Source organism: Bradyrhizobium sp. in8p8 (assembly GCF_000426845.1).
Lineage (GTDB): Bacteria > Pseudomonadota > Alphaproteobacteria > Rhizobiales > Xanthobacteraceae > Bradyrhizobium > Bradyrhizobium japonicum_C.
The window spans coordinates 222,954-236,330 of sequence record NZ_AUGD01000001.1 but is presented as its reverse complement, the minus strand read 5'-3'; the positions used below and the strand labels follow the sequence as shown (position 1 = coordinate 236,330).

10 protein-coding genes are annotated in these 13,377 nt (G+C 66.2%); 4 read left to right on the top strand and 6 right to left on the bottom strand.

Features of this window, described 5'->3' with window-relative positions:
• Positions 1–174: 174 nt before the first annotated feature.
• A complete protein-coding gene (locus K408_RS0101120) occupies positions 175–2,025 on the top strand; it encodes an ABC transporter ATP-binding protein/permease (protein WP_024337553.1) in 1,851 nt (616 codons plus the stop codon).
• Positions 2,026–2,049: 24 nt separating this feature from the next.
• Here K408_RS0101120 and K408_RS0101115 read toward each other — a convergent pair whose 3' ends face one another.
• From K408_RS0101115 to K408_RS0101105, 3 genes are all read right to left on the bottom strand, one after another.
• Positions 2,050–2,490, bottom strand: a complete 441-nt coding sequence (locus K408_RS0101115; RefSeq protein WP_029673927.1) for a GNAT family N-acetyltransferase — start codon at positions 2,488–2,490, stop codon at positions 2,050–2,052.
• Positions 2,491–2,609: 119 nt separating this feature from the next.
• Positions 2,610–3,638, bottom strand: a complete 1,029-nt coding sequence (locus K408_RS0101110; protein WP_024337555.1) for a peptidoglycan -binding protein — start codon at positions 3,636–3,638, stop codon at positions 2,610–2,612.
• Positions 3,639–3,660: 22 nt separating this feature from the next.
• Positions 3,661–4,674 (bottom strand): flagellar motor protein MotA, encoded by a 1,014-nt coding sequence (locus K408_RS0101105; RefSeq protein ID WP_024337556.1) that lies wholly within the window; start codon positions 4,672–4,674, stop codon positions 3,661–3,663.
• Positions 4,675–4,841: 167 nt separating this feature from the next.
• Between K408_RS0101105 and K408_RS0101100 the strand changes: the two genes are divergently transcribed.
• From K408_RS0101100 to K408_RS0101090, 3 genes are all read left to right on the top strand, one after another.
• Positions 4,842–5,861, top strand: coding sequence for an SAM-dependent methyltransferase (locus K408_RS0101100; RefSeq protein ID WP_024337557.1), 1,020 nt, complete (start codon positions 4,842–4,844; stop codon positions 5,859–5,861).
• A gap of 231 nt (positions 5,862–6,092) precedes the next feature.
• Complete coding sequence (locus tag K408_RS0101095) at positions 6,093–7,289, top strand: efflux RND transporter periplasmic adaptor subunit (protein WP_029673928.1); 1,197 nt, start codon at positions 6,093–6,095, stop codon at positions 7,287–7,289.
• Positions 7,290–7,445: 156 nt separating this feature from the next.
• Complete coding sequence (locus tag K408_RS0101090; protein ID WP_024337559.1) at positions 7,446–10,613, top strand: multidrug efflux RND transporter permease subunit; 3,168 nt, start codon at positions 7,446–7,448, stop codon at positions 10,611–10,613.
• 126 nt (positions 10,614–10,739) lie between these two features.
• On the opposite strand, the gene K408_RS0101085 is transcribed toward K408_RS0101090, so the two are convergent.
• The 3 genes from K408_RS0101085 to K408_RS0101075 all read right to left on the bottom strand — a co-directional run bounded on the left by K408_RS0101085 (position 10,740) and on the right by K408_RS0101075 (position 13,374).
• Complete coding sequence (locus K408_RS0101085; protein ID WP_024337560.1) at positions 10,740–11,531, bottom strand: inositol monophosphatase family protein; 792 nt, start codon at positions 11,529–11,531, stop codon at positions 10,740–10,742.
• A gap of 83 nt (positions 11,532–11,614) precedes the next feature.
• Complete coding sequence (locus K408_RS0101080; RefSeq protein ID WP_024337561.1) at positions 11,615–12,679, bottom strand: tetratricopeptide repeat protein; 1,065 nt, start codon at positions 12,677–12,679, stop codon at positions 11,615–11,617.
• A gap of 8 nt (positions 12,680–12,687) precedes the next feature.
• Positions 12,688–13,374 carry a thiamine phosphate synthase gene (locus K408_RS0101075; RefSeq protein WP_024337562.1) on the bottom strand — a complete coding sequence of 229 codons (687 nt, stop codon included), beginning with the start codon at positions 13,372–13,374 and terminating at the stop codon, positions 12,688–12,690.
• Positions 13,375–13,377 lie beyond the last annotated feature (3 nt).

Genomic DNA, 13,377 nt, shown 5'->3' with positions numbered 1-13,377 from the left:
TTCTTGGGTGGCTAGCGAATGACGGATTTGGGCGGCTCTATACCTCACGAAATCAGGCAAAACAAGCTGTGCCGGCCTGTTGAAGCGGGGTTTGCCCCTAAGGGACATCCCGGATTTGCCACTACCAGCGCACCGGCCTAATTGGGAGCGAACGCATGCAACGGGTCGAATCTCATGAGCGCAGTGGAACGGCTTGATGACCAATATGTCGATCGGCCCGAAATGAACGTCGCGGACACGCCATCGATCGAGGATGAGCTGATCGAGCAGCCGGCCAAGGGACGCGCAAAGCTCCGGCCGTTGCTGGCGCTCGCGCCCTATGTGAGCCGCTATCGCGGCCGGGCGGCGCTGGCCTTCGTCGCGCTCACGGTTGCCGCGCTGACCACGCTGCTGGTGCCGATCGCGGTGCGCCGCATGATCGATTTCGGCCTGACGCCCGAGGGCATCGAGCTGATCAACAGCTACTTCTCGGTGATGCTGGCGGTGGTCGCCGTGCTCGCGCTCGCGAGCGCGGCGCGCTACTACCTCGTGATGACGATCGGCGAGCGCATCGTCGCCGACCTCAGGCGCGACGTCTTCGGCCATCTGCTGTCGCTGTCGCCCGCCTTCTTCGATTCGGCGCGCAGCGGCGAGCTGATCTCGCGGCTCACTGCCGACACCACCCAGCTCAAATCGGCGGTCGGCGCCTCCGTGTCGATCGCGCTGCGCAACCTCATGATGTTTCTGGGCGCCGCCGCGATGATGGTGATCACGAGCCCGAAACTTTCTGGCTTCGTGCTGCTGGCCATTCCTCTCATCGTGCTGCCGCTGGTCGCCTTCGGGCGCTGGGTGCGCCGCCTGTCGCGCAATGCGCAGGACACCCTCGCCGACGCCTCCGCCTATGCCGGCGAACTGGTCGGCGCGATCCGAACCGTGCAGGCCTATACCAGCGAGCAATTTGCCCAGAAGCGTTTCGGTGGCGAGGTGGAACAGGCCTATGAAGCTGCGCGCACCTCGACCCAGGCCCGCGCCGTGCTCACGGCCATCATCATCTTCATCGTGTTCGCGAGCGTGGTCGCGATCCTCTGGATCGGCTCGCATGACGTGCTCTCCGGCGCGATCACGCCGGGCCGGCTCGGTCAGTTCGTGCTTTACGCGGTGTTCGCCGCGGCCGGCCTCGGCCAGCTCAGCGAGGTCTGGGGCGAGGTCTCGGCGGCATCGGGCGCGGCCGAGCGCCTGTTCGAGATCCTGCACGTGAAGCCCGAGATCACCGCGCCCGCGGCGCCGCTTGCGCTGCCGGTGCCGGCGCGCGGCGAGGTCGGTTTCGAGCAGGTCAGCTTCGCCTATCCGGCGCGGCGCGACGTCAAGGTGCTCGATGCCGTGTCGTTCACCGTGCGCCCCGGCGAGAAGGTCGCGATCGTTGGTCCCTCGGGCGCCGGCAAAAGCACGATCTTTCATCTCTTGCTGCGCTTCTACGATCCGCGCAGCGGAACGATCTCGCTCGACGGCGTACCGGTCAAATCCGCCGATCCGCGCGATTTCCGCGCCCGCATCGCGCTGGTGCCGCAGGAATCCGTGGTGTTCGCGGCAAGTGCCCGCGAGAACATTCGCTTCGGCCGGCCCGATGCGACCGATGCGGAGGTCGAGCGCGCCGCCGAGCTCGCGCACGCCGCCGAGTTCATCCGCCGCCTGCCGGAGGGTTTCGAGACGGCGCTCGGCGAGCGCGGCGTGACGCTGTCCGGCGGCCAGCGTCAGCGCATCGCCATCGCCCGCGCCATCCTGCGCGATGCGCCGCTCCTGCTGCTTGATGAAGCCACCTCCGCCCTGGACGCCGAAAGCGAGACGCTGGTGCAGACCGCTCTGGAAGAGCTGATGCGCCACCGTACCACGCTCGTCATCGCGCATCGCCTTGCAACCGTGCTGTCCTGCGACCGCATCCTGGTGATGGACCAGGGCAAGATCGTCGAGCAGGGCACGCATGCCGAGCTCGTCGCTGCGAACGGGCTTTATGCGAGGCTGGCGAGGCTGCAGTTCGAGGGGGCGTGAGGCGGGCAGCGTTGGAGAGGAAGCCTACGGCTTCCATTCCATCTTCAGCACCGGCCGGCCCGAGGTCGGGTTCACATCGTCGCCTGCATGGGCGAAGCCGTTGCGCTCGTAGAAGCGGATGGCGCGGGCATTGTCCTTGTTGACGAGAAGCGTGACCCCTGAAGCTGACAGCCGCTTGGCCTCGTCCACCAGCAGCCTTGCCGCGTCTGTTCCCCAATGGACGGGATCAACCACGAGCTGGTCGAGATAGCCTTCGCCATCGATGGTGACGAACCCGATCAGCGCGCCGTCAAGCTCCGCCACCACGATCGCGGCCTTCGGCACCAGGTCTTTGCGCCAGCGCCCGCGCCACCATTCGAGCCGCGCCGCAAAGTCGATCTGCGGGTAGGCCTGCTGCCAGGTGCGATGCCAAAGGTCGATTGCGGCGGCCTCGTCCTCAGAGCGATAGGGGCGGAGTTGGATCATCGGGATTGACTCGTCATGGCCGGGCTTGACCCGGCCATCCATTCATTTGGAAAAGAATCCCTCCTGATGGATTGCCGGGTCAAGCCCGGCAATGACGAAGCGGGATGTATCTGACGCCACTACCGCTCCGTCAGCTTCAGCTCGATGCGGCGGTTGCGCTTGTAGGCTTCCTCGCTGTTGCCGGGATCGAGCGGCTGGAATTCGCCGAAGCCGGCCGCGACGAGGCGCTGGGCGGGCACGCCGAGCGAGATCAGGTACTGCACCACCGAGATGGAGCGGGCCGCCGACAGATCCCAGTTCGACTTGAAGTTCGCGCCGCTCACCGGCCGCACGTCGGTGTGGCCGTCGACGCGCAGCACCCAGGGAATCTCGCTCGGGATCTTCTTGTCGAGCTCGATCAGCGCGGCCGCCAGCGTGTCGAGCTCGGCGCGGCCCTCGGGCAGCAGCATCGCCTGTCCGGTGTCGAAGAAGACTTCGGACTGGAACACGAAGCGGTCGCCAACGATACGGATGTCGGGGCGGTTGCCGAGGATGGCACGCAGGCGGCCGAAGAATTCGGAGCGGTAGCGCGATAATTCCTGCACGCGCTGCGCCAGGGCGACGTTGAGGCGCGATCCCAGATCGGCGATCCGGTTCTGCGATTCCTTGTCCCGCTTTTCAGAGGCATCGAGCGCTTCTTCCAGCGCCGCCAATTGCCGCCTGAGCGCACTGATCTGCTGGTTCAGCACCTCGATCTGGGCAAGTGCCCGTGCCGAGACCGCCTTCTCCGAGTCCAGCGCCTTGCCGAGCTCCGCCGTCTTGCCTTGCGCGTCGTTCCCGGCGGCGGCGAGGCCATCGTAGAGACCCTTGATGCGGTCGCGCTCGCTCTCGGCCGAGGCGAGGCCGGCTTTCAGCTGCGAGACCTGGTCGTCGAGCGTAAGCTTGCCCAGCTTCTCGAGCGAGAGCAGCTCGTTGAGCTGCGCGATCTTGGCATTAAGCTGCTCCAGCGCCTTGTCCTTGCCGGTGACCTCCTGCGACAGGAAGAACTGCACGACCAGGAACACGGACAGCAGGAATACGATCGACAGAACCAGCGTCGACAGCGCATCGACGAAGCCGGGCCAGTAATTGAGGCCGCCTTCGCTGCGGCGGGCGCGGGCAAGAGCCATGGTCGCTTCTTTCGTCTAGCTGCTAACTCTTCTCAGGCTGGCGCGCGATCCGCTCCAGCAGGCGCCGGATCTCGCGGTTCTGCTCGCCCTGACCGTCGGCCCATTCGCGGATCATCTGCTGCTCGGTGCGCATGTGCGAGACCAGCGCCTGGATCGCTTCGGCAAGGCTCGCCATCGCCGCCGTGGTGCCGCGGCTGCCGCTGCCTTCTTCCAGCACCGAGCGCAGCCGCTCCACCGCGGCCTGGAGCTCGCCGCTGGCGACGCCCCCGCCGGAGGCGGCAGGCACCTCGCTGCCGCCATATTCGCGCACGGTGGTGGCAAGCCAGTCTTCGAGGTCGGTGTAGAAGCGGTTCTGCGCCTGGCTCGACTGCAGGTCGAGGAAACCGAGGACCAGCGAGCCGGCAAGTCCGAACAGGGAGCTGGAGAACGAGATGCCCATGCCGCCGAGCGGGGCGGCGAGGCCCTCCTTCAGCGTGTCGAACAGCGCCCCGGAATCGCCCCCGACCTTGAGCCCGTCGATGACCTTGCCGACCGAGCCGACCGTCTCGATCAGACCCCAGAAGGTGCCGAGCAGGCCGAGGAAGACCAGGAGGCCGGTCATGTACCGCGAGATGTCGCGGGCCTCGTCCAGGCGCGTCGCGATGGAATCGAGCAGATGCCGCATCGTGGTCTGGGTGATCGTCATCCGCCCAGAGCGCTCGCCGCCGAGGATGGCCGCCATCGGCGCCAGCAGTTTTGGGTGCCGGGCCGGCGCAAGGCCCGGATCGGCGATGCGGAAATTGTTGACCCAGGAGACCTCGGGATAGAGCCGGATGACCTGGCGGAAGGCCAGCACGATGCCGATGAACAGCACGGCCCCGATCAGGGCGTTGAGCCCGGGATTGGCGAAGAAGGCCTGGATAATCTGTTTGTAGAGCACCACGCTTACCAGCGCGCAGAGCACCAGGAAGACCAGCATCCGCACCAGGAAGACGCTGGGCGAGGACAGCTTGGTGTACTCGATATCCATGGTGGAGCGGGAAGTGCCAGACGGCATGGCCGGTATCATCCGTTACGTAAGCTTGCTTGCAGTGCGCACTATGGCACAGCGCCAGCCCAAAAAAAGCGCCGGATGCGCCGATTTCGGGGACAGCCCCTCGGAACCCGGGCCGGAAGCGGCGCTTTGATAAGCAGGTGACTGCAAGCTCGACATTCTGGGGCCGCATGAGCGTCGTTTCCGCGATCATCGGGACTGCCGAACGCGTGCCGCTACCGGATGTGGTGATGCGCGCCGCGATCCAGCGGCTGTGCTCCCGCACCGCCATGCGCCTTGCCGGCCATGACGCCGCCGCCGATGCCGCCTTTGCCGGCCGGATGATGCTGCGGCCGATCGCCGAGCAACCGGAGGCCGGGCGTAACGATGTGCCCGTGGCCCTCTCCGCGGAGGTGCTCGGCCCGAACCGGAAGTACTCCTGCGGCTTCTACAAGACCACTGCGACCACCCTGCAGGAAGCCGAGGAGGAGGCGCTGCGCCAGACCGTCGAGCATGCCGGTCTCGCCGACGGGCAGACCATCCTGGAGCTCGGCTGCGGCTGGGGCTCCTTGTCGCTTTGGATGGCCCGGCAGTTTCCGCACGCCAAGGTGACGGCGGTAGCGACCTCGCAGGCGCAGCGCGCGTATGTCGAGGAGCAGGCAGAGCAGCGCGGTTTGCTGAACCTGCGTGTGGTTGCGGCGGACATGAACGTGTTCGCGCCCAACGGCCAATTCGACCGCATCGTCTCGGTGGAGACGTTCGAGCGGATGATGAACTGGCGCAAGCTGCTGACGCGCTTGCACTCATGGCTCGCGCCCGACGGGCGCTTCTTGATGCACATCGCAACCCATCGCACCGGGTCCGATCTGTTCGACCGGTCCGATCGCGACGGCGGGATCGCGCAGCATGTCTTCACGGGCGGGCTAATGCCGAGCCATCATCTCGTCAGGCAATTCGACGACATCTTTGCGATCGAGAAGGAATGGTGCTGGAGCGGTACGCACTATCAGCGCACCGCCAACGACTGGCTCGCCAATTTCGATGCGCGTCGCGGCGCGATCGAGGTGTGCCTGCGCAGGGTCTATGGCGAGGAGACCGCCCGGTTGATGCGTCGCTGGCGCTGGTTCCTCCTCGCGACATCAGGCTTGTTCGGCTATGCTGGGGGAACTGAATGGGGAATCAGCCACTATCGGATGAAAGCCGCCGACTGATTGCGATGTTCCGTCGCAGCACGCGGCGATGGAACTGGACTCACAATCGAGTGACTTGGCCAAACCTTCGTGATTTCAATGACTTGCGTCGTGTGACAATGAGCCGCCCGCGATACGCGTTGCGTCGCAGCAAGTCCATTCTATTTTGAAGGTACCGGCCGCCGCAGAGAGGCCCAGAATGGGCCCACGCGGAGCGCGATCAGTATCAACAATATCGGGGCACTACACTTCATGTCAGGACTTCGCGCGCGATCGGCATGCGTTGCATTGATGCTCGCGGCCCTTACGCCGCTACTCGGTGCTTGCGACGAATCCAGCTCCGCCATTTCCGCAGCCCAGCCGGTGGCCCCCGATGTCAGCGTGGTCGTCGTCAAGCCGCAGCCGCGGTCCGTGGTCCGCGAACTGCCGGGCCGCATCGCACCGACGCGGGTGTCGGACGTGCGGCCGCGCGTGTCCGGCATCGTGGTTGCGCGTCTGTTCCGGCAGGGTAGCGAGGTAAAGGCGGGCGATCCGCTCTATCGCATCGATCCGCGCCCCTTCGAGGTCGAGGTGATGGCCAATGAGGCCGCGCTTGCCAAGGCTGAGGCGGCATTGATGCAGGCCAGGCAGCAGGCACATCGCATCGCGACCCTCACCAAGGATCGCGCTGCTCCGGAAGCCGAGAATGAGAAGGCGATCGCAGCCGAGCGCCAGGCCCATGCCGAAGTCGAGGGCCGCAAGGCTGAGCTCGCCCGGGCAAAGCTCAATCTCGATTATGCGACCGTGCGTGCGCCGATCGACGGCGTGGTCGGTGCGGCGCTGGTCAGCGAGGGTGCACTCGCCGTGCAGAACGAGACCAATCTCGCCACGATCCAGCAGCTCGATCCGATCTACGCCGACTTCACCCAATCGGTGAACGAACTGAATCAGCTCCGCCGTTCCTTCGAGACCGGCGACCTCGAGCGCATCGCCTCGGATACCGCCAAGGTGCGCCTGGTGCTCGACGACAACACCATCTATTCCCTTGAGGGCAAGCTGCTGTTTTCCGACGCCAAGGTCGACGCCCACACCGGGCAGGTGACGTTGCGCGGCGAGTTCCCCAACCCCAAACGCGAATTGCTGCCGGGCATGTATGTCCGTGTCCGCATCGAACAGGGTCTCGATTCCGATGCGATTGCGGTGCCGCAGCAGGCGGTCCAGCGCAACGGCGGCGGTGGCAGCGAGGTATTCGTCGTCAAGGACGATAACCATATCGCGGTACAGGCGGTGCGCACAGGTTCGGTGCAGGACGGACTCTGGTTCGTTACCGAAGGCCTGAAGGCCGGCGACAAGGTCGTGGTCGAAGGGTTCCAGAAGTTCGCAGCCGGCGACAAGGTGCAGCCTCAGCCCTGGTCGGAGGTGGGCGCGACCGCGGATAACCGGCACGCCCAGCAGCAGGTCACGCGGTAACGGACAGCTCCGCGGGTGCCTTCGGCATCCTGGGGAGCCTGCCACAGCGGGTGTCTCGAAGGATGGCGACCGAGGACAGCCGGGCCCTCATGGTGAAACGCGCGTTCCGCGCCCTCGCTGTGAGAACGCAGTGAAACAACGAGGGTAGAGCGGCAAATGCCGAGTTTCTTCATCGACAGGCCTATTTTCGCCTGGGTCGTCGCGCTGTTCATCTGCTTGATCGGCGCGATTGCGGTGCCGCTGCTGCCGATCGCGCAATACCCGATCATCGCGCCGCCATCGATCTCCATCTCGACCAGCTATCCCGGCGCCTCGCCGGAAAACCTCTACAACAGCGTCACGCGGCTGATCGAAGAGGAGCTCAACGGCGCATCCGGCATCCTCAACTTCGAATCGACCAGCGACTCGCTCGGACAGGTCGAGATCATCGCCAATTTCCAGCCGGGCACCGATACCAACGACGCCTCGGTCGAGGTGCAGAACCGCATCAAGCGCGTCGAGGCGCGCCTTCCGCGCGCGGTGATGCAGCAGGGCATCCTGATCGAGGAAGCCTCCAGCGCGGTGCTTCAGATCATCACGCTAAGCTCGACCGACGGCAGCCTGGACGAGGTCGGCCTCGGCGACTTCATGATTCGTAACGTGCTGGGTGAGATCCGCCGCATTCCCGGCGTCGGCCGCGCCACGCTGTACTCGACGGAGCGCTCCCTTCGCGTCTGGGTCGATCCGGCCAAGCTCGTCGGCTATGGGCTGACCGCCGATGACGTAAACAAGGCCATCGCCGCGCAGAACGCGCAGGTGGCCTCGGGCAGCATTGGTGCGGAGCCTTCGACGTCCAACCAACGCACTTCGGCGCTTGTGCTGGTCAAGGGCCAACTCTCCTCGCCCGACGAGTTCGGCGCCATCATCCTGCGAGCCAATGCCGACGGCTCGACCGTGCGCCTGCGCGATGTCGCGCGCGTCGAGGTCGGCGGCCTCAGCTACCAGTTCAACACACGCCTCAACGGCAAGCCGACCGCGGGTCTGTCGGTGCTGATGTCGCCGACCGGCAATGCGCTGGCGACCGCGAGCGCGGTCGAAGCCAAGATGAAGGAGCTGTCGCGCTTCTTCCCGGCCAACATCACCTACGAGATCCCCTACAACATCACGCCCGTGGTCGAGGCCTCGATCAAGAAGGTGCTGACGACGCTGGTGGAAGCCGTGGTGCTGGTGTTCGTGGTGATGTTCCTGTTCCTCCAGAACATCCGCTACACCATTATCCCGACCATCGTGGTCCCGGTGGCGCTGCTCGGCGCCTGTACCACGCTGCTGCTCGCCGGCTACTCCATCAACATGCTCTCGATGTTCGGCATGGTGCTCGCGGTCGGAATTCTCGTCGACGACGCCATCGTCGTGGTCGAGAACGTCGAGCGCATCATGGCCGAGGAAGGCCTGCCGCCGAAGGAAGCGACACGCAAGGCGATGTCGCAGATCACCGGCGCCATCATCGGCATCACCTTGGTGCTGATGGCGGTGTTCGTGCCCATGGCGTTCTTCCCGGGCTCGGTCGGCATCATCTACCGCCAGTTCTCCGTCACCATGGTCGCCGCGATCGGCTTCTCGGCCTTCCTCGCGCTGTCGCTGACCCCGGCGCTCTGTGCGACCCTGCTCAAGCCCGTCGCCAAGGGACACGCTCATTCGAGCAACTTCGTATTCGGCTGGTTCAACCGCGCGCTGGAAGCCACGCGATTTCGCTACGAGGGGACGGTCGGCTTCTCGCTGAAGCGCACCGGCCGGCTGATGCTGGTCTATGCCGCGCTGCTGGTCGGCCTGTCCTGGGCCTTCGTCAGCCTGCCCGGCGGCTTCCTGCCGGTCGACGACCAGGGCTTCATCACCACCGACGTGCAAACGCCTTCAGATTCGTCCTACGCCCGCACCGAGGCCGTGATCGAGAAGGTCGAAAAATACCTTGCCGCGCGGCCGGGCGTCAAAGACGTCACCTTCCTCACGGGCTTCAGCTTCTCCGGTCAGGGCATGAACACCGCGCAGGCCTTCATCACCTTGAAGGATTGGTCGGAGCGCGGACCGCAGGATTCCGCCGCGGCGATCGTCAACGACGTCAACCGCGACCTGGGCTCGTCGATCCGCGACGCCAAGATCGCGGCGCTGCAGCCGCCGCCGATCGACAATCTCGGCAACTCCTCCGGCTTCTCGTTCCGCCTGCAGGACCGCGGCCAGAAGGGTTATCCGGCCTTGATGCGCGCCGCCGACCAGCTGATCGCGGAGGCCAATGCGAGCCCGGTGCTTCAGAAGGTCTATATCGAGGGCCTGCCAGAGGCGGGCGTTGTCAATCTCATGGTCGACCGCGAGAAGGCCGGCGCCTTCGGTGTCACCTTCGAGGACATCAACAACACGATCTCGACCAATCTGGGCTCCAACTACATCAACGACTTCCCGAACCGCGGCCGCATGCAGCGCGTCGTGGTGCAGGCCGACGCCCGCGACCGCATGCGGACCGAGGACATCCTCAACTACAACGTCAAGAACAGCCGTGGCCAGCTGGTGCCGTTCTCGTCCTTTGCCACGGTGGAATGGGCGCGCGGTCCGACGCAGATCGCCGGCTTCAACTATTATCCGGCGGTGCGAATCTCCGGCGAAGCCAGGCCCGGCTTCACCTCGGGCGACGCGATCGCCGAGATGGAGCAACTGGCCGACAGGCTTCCGCGCGGTTTCGGCTATGAATGGACCGGACAATCGCTGCAGGAAAAACTGTCGGGCTCGCAGGCGCCGTTCCTGTTGGCACTGTCCGTGTTCGTGGTGTTCCTGTGCCTCGCAGCACTCTATGAAAGCTGGACCATCCCGCTCGCGGTGCTGCTCACCGTCCCGCTGGGCATCGTCGGCGCGGTGACCGCGGCGATGCTGCGGGGCTTGCCCAACGACGTCTACTTCACCGTCGGCCTCATCACCATCATCGGCCTCGCCGCGAAGGACGCGATCCTGATCATCGAGTTCGCGAAGGATCTGCGGAAAGAAGGCAAGCCGCTGGTGGAAGCCACCATCGAAGCCTGCCGCCTGCGCTTCCGCCCGATCCTGATGACCGGCCTCGCCTTCATCTGCGGCGTGCTGCCGATGGCGATTGCCCATGGCGCCGGCGGCGCCAGCCAGCAGGCGCTCGGAAGCGTCGTGATGGGCGGCATGATCGCCGTGGTGATCCTGGCGCTGTTGATGGTGCCGGTGTTCTTCGTCTCGGTGCAGCGCGTGCTGGGCGGAGACCGGGAGCCGGCGACGGCCAATGAAGGCAAGAAGGCCTATGGAGGACCGCCGGCGCGGGCGCACACGAGCCATTGAGGCCCTCGTGCGTCATTCCGGGCGCGCGCAACGCGAGCCCCATCGAGCTACAATGGATGCGGGTGAATGGATTCCCGGGTTAGCGCCAGGAGGCGCGCCCCGGAACGACGATCGAGAAGCCGCGTCTTACGCCGCTTTCCGCAAGATCTTCACCAGTTCCCCGTGCACGAATTCGTTGCCGCACACGACGTGGCCTGTGGTCAGCGCATCACCCGGCGTGTCGATGTCGCTCACTGTGCCGCCGGCCTCCTTGACCATGATCTGTCCGGCCGCGATGTCCCAGGGCGACAAGTTCCGTTCCCAATAGCCATCGAGGCGGCCGGCGGCGACGAAGGCGAGGTCCAGCGAGGCGGCGCCGAAGCGGCGCAGGCCCGCGACGCGGTCCTGGATCGCGGTCATCTCGCGGCGGAATTCCTCGTGGTCGCCGCGACCGATATGGGGCAGGCCGCAGGCCACCACGCATTCGTTCAGCTGGCGCCGGCCGGCCACGCGCAGGCGCTGGTCGTTGAGGAAGGCACCCTTGCCGCGCTCGGCGATGTAGAGCTCGTCATTGGCGGGGTTGTAGATCACGCCGGCGATCACCGTGCCTTCGCGGGCGAGGCCGATCGAAATCGCGAATTGCGGGATGCCGTGCAGGAAGTTGGTGGTGCCGTCGAGGGGATCGACGATCCAGGTGTGGCTCTTGTCCGTGCCCTCGCGGGTGCCGCCTTCCTCGCCGATGAAGCCGTAGCCGGGCCGCGCCTTGGCGAGGTCCTGGTAGAGGATCTCCTCGGCGCGCTTGTCGGCGAGAGAGACGAAATTCGCCGGCCCCTTCAGCGAGACCTGCAGATGCTCGATCTCGCCGAGATCGCGCTTGAGGCTGCGGCCGGCGCGGCGCGCGGCCTTGACCATGACGTTGATAGTGGCGGAGTACAGCATGGGCTCTGGACTTGGACGGGGGAAATGGCGCGAAAACCGCCGGGTCGAGGCAGTGGGTGCCCTGCGAGGGACCCAACGTCAAGTCATTTGGTCCCGAGCCATTTCTTGGCGGCGGCCTCCGCCTTGGCCCGTTCCTCGGCCGGCAGATCGGACAATTGCTTGTCGAGCTCCGGGTCGCCCTTGCCGGCGGTCTTGGCCACCAGGTGCCATTTGAAGCCCTCGACCTTGTCCACGGGTGTGCCCGCGCCGTTGATCAGCACCCATGCCAGGCGGTTCTGTGCGATCGCGCTGCCCTGGCGCGACGCCTTGCGGAGCAGGGCTACGGCCGCGGGCTGGTTCTTCGGCGTGCCGGTGCCGTTGAACATGGCGATGGCATATTCGACCTCGGCATCGACGTTGTCGGCCAGTGAGGCGGCCTGGAGCAGCCGCACCGCGCGTTCAGGATCCTTTGGAACGCCGGTGCCTTCCTTGTAGAAGGTCGCCAGCGCGTATTGCGCCTCGGGCAGGCCGGCATCGGCGGCCTGACGCAGCAGTTCCGCCGAGCGCCGGACGTCCTGTGGCAAGGTCTGGCCGTCGAGGTAGAGCAACGCGAGATTATAGGCCGCCTTGGGCTCGCCGAGCTTGGCGGCGGAGGCCATCAGCCTGACCGCCTCGTTCTTGTCGACCGTGCCGCCACGGCCGGAGATGCGCAGCATGGCGAGCGCGAACATCGCCTCGCGGTCGCCGGCATCGGCGGCGCGCTTGTACCATTCGGCCGCCTTGGCGTAGTCGCGGCGGATGCCCATGGCGTTGGAATAGAGCTCGCCGAGCATGGTCATGGCCTTGGGATCGCCGGCTTGCGCACGGGCGGTGGCGAGCTCGAAGGCGGTCTTGTACTGGCCGCGCTGATAGGCGCCGTAGACGAGGTCGACATTGGGATCGTCTGGCGGCGGCGCGGGGATCACGGTCGCGGCCGGCTTGGGCGAGGGAGAGGCCGAAGGTTTCGGCGCCGGTGCTGCCTCTTTCTTCATGGCGGGCGCGGGCGGTTTTGCCTTGTGCTTCTCCGCCGGTGCGCTCGGCGTCGTGGCCGGCGGCGCGATCTGAAGCTGCGCGACCGCGGGCGCTGTCAGCAGCAGCGTGGCCAGCAGGGTGATGCAGGGGAGCTTCATGTCGGGCGCTAGCCGTGCTCCTGGCCTGCAGGATTCTGGCTCGCGGTCGCCGTCGCGTGGGCCTTCTTGATCGCGGCGTCGACTTCGATCAGCGCAGCCTTGGGCCCGCGCGGATCGGTCCAGATGAAGTCGACCAGCACGAAATCGGCGCCGCTCGCGGCGAAGTCGTAGGCCTCCTCCAGCGAAACGGCAAAGCCGACGCAGGGCGGCTCGAACAGCTCGGCCCACCAGTCCAGCCGTTCGGCGATGGCCTGGGACGACGGCCGCTGGCCGTTCTCGTCGGGCTCGCCGAACAGCACGTAGTCGGCGCCCATCTCGCCCGCGCTCATGGAATCGTGACGCGTGGCGAGGCCGCCGACGCCGGCGATGCGATCGGGCTTGAGCGAGGGCGCCGCCTCTTCCAGCGCGGCAAGGCCGGTGAGATGCGCGCCGTCAGCGCCGCCGCGCGCGACGATGTCCGGATGACCGTCGACGAGGAGTGCCGCGCCCGCCTTCTGCACCGGCGGCGCCAGCGCCTTGACCCGCGAGATCATGGTGCGCTGGTCGGTCTCCTGCAGCCGCAGCAGCACGGCGGCGACGTCGGCCGAGGCGAGCAGGCCCGGCAGCTCGGCGACGAGCGCAGCGGGATCATCGACCACAGGCGTCGCGAGGTAGAGACGCGGCGCCGGGCGCGGCGGGGGCGGTTTGTTCGACAAGGT

Coding starts and splice junctions, on each gene's coding strand:
- K408_RS0101120 (WP_024337553.1), top strand. CDS start 175: ATGAGCGCAGTGGAACGGCTTGATGACCAATATGTCGATCGGCCCGAA.
- K408_RS0101115 (WP_029673927.1), bottom strand. CDS start 2,490: ATGATCCAACTCCGCCCCTATCGCTCTGAGGACGAGGCCGCCGCAATC.
- K408_RS0101110 (WP_024337555.1), bottom strand. CDS start 3,638: ATGGCTCTTGCCCGCGCCCGCCGCAGCGAAGGCGGCCTCAATTACTGG.
- K408_RS0101105 (WP_024337556.1), bottom strand. CDS start 4,674: ATGCCGTCTGGCACTTCCCGCTCCACCATGGATATCGAGTACACCAAG.
- K408_RS0101100 (WP_024337557.1), top strand. CDS start 4,842: ATGAGCGTCGTTTCCGCGATCATCGGGACTGCCGAACGCGTGCCGCTA.
- K408_RS0101095 (WP_029673928.1), top strand. CDS start 6,093: ATGTCAGGACTTCGCGCGCGATCGGCATGCGTTGCATTGATGCTCGCG.
- K408_RS0101090 (WP_024337559.1), top strand. CDS start 7,446: ATGCCGAGTTTCTTCATCGACAGGCCTATTTTCGCCTGGGTCGTCGCG.
- K408_RS0101085 (WP_024337560.1), bottom strand. CDS start 11,531: ATGCTGTACTCCGCCACTATCAACGTCATGGTCAAGGCCGCGCGCCGC.
- K408_RS0101080 (WP_024337561.1), bottom strand. CDS start 12,679: ATGAAGCTCCCCTGCATCACCCTGCTGGCCACGCTGCTGCTGACAGCG.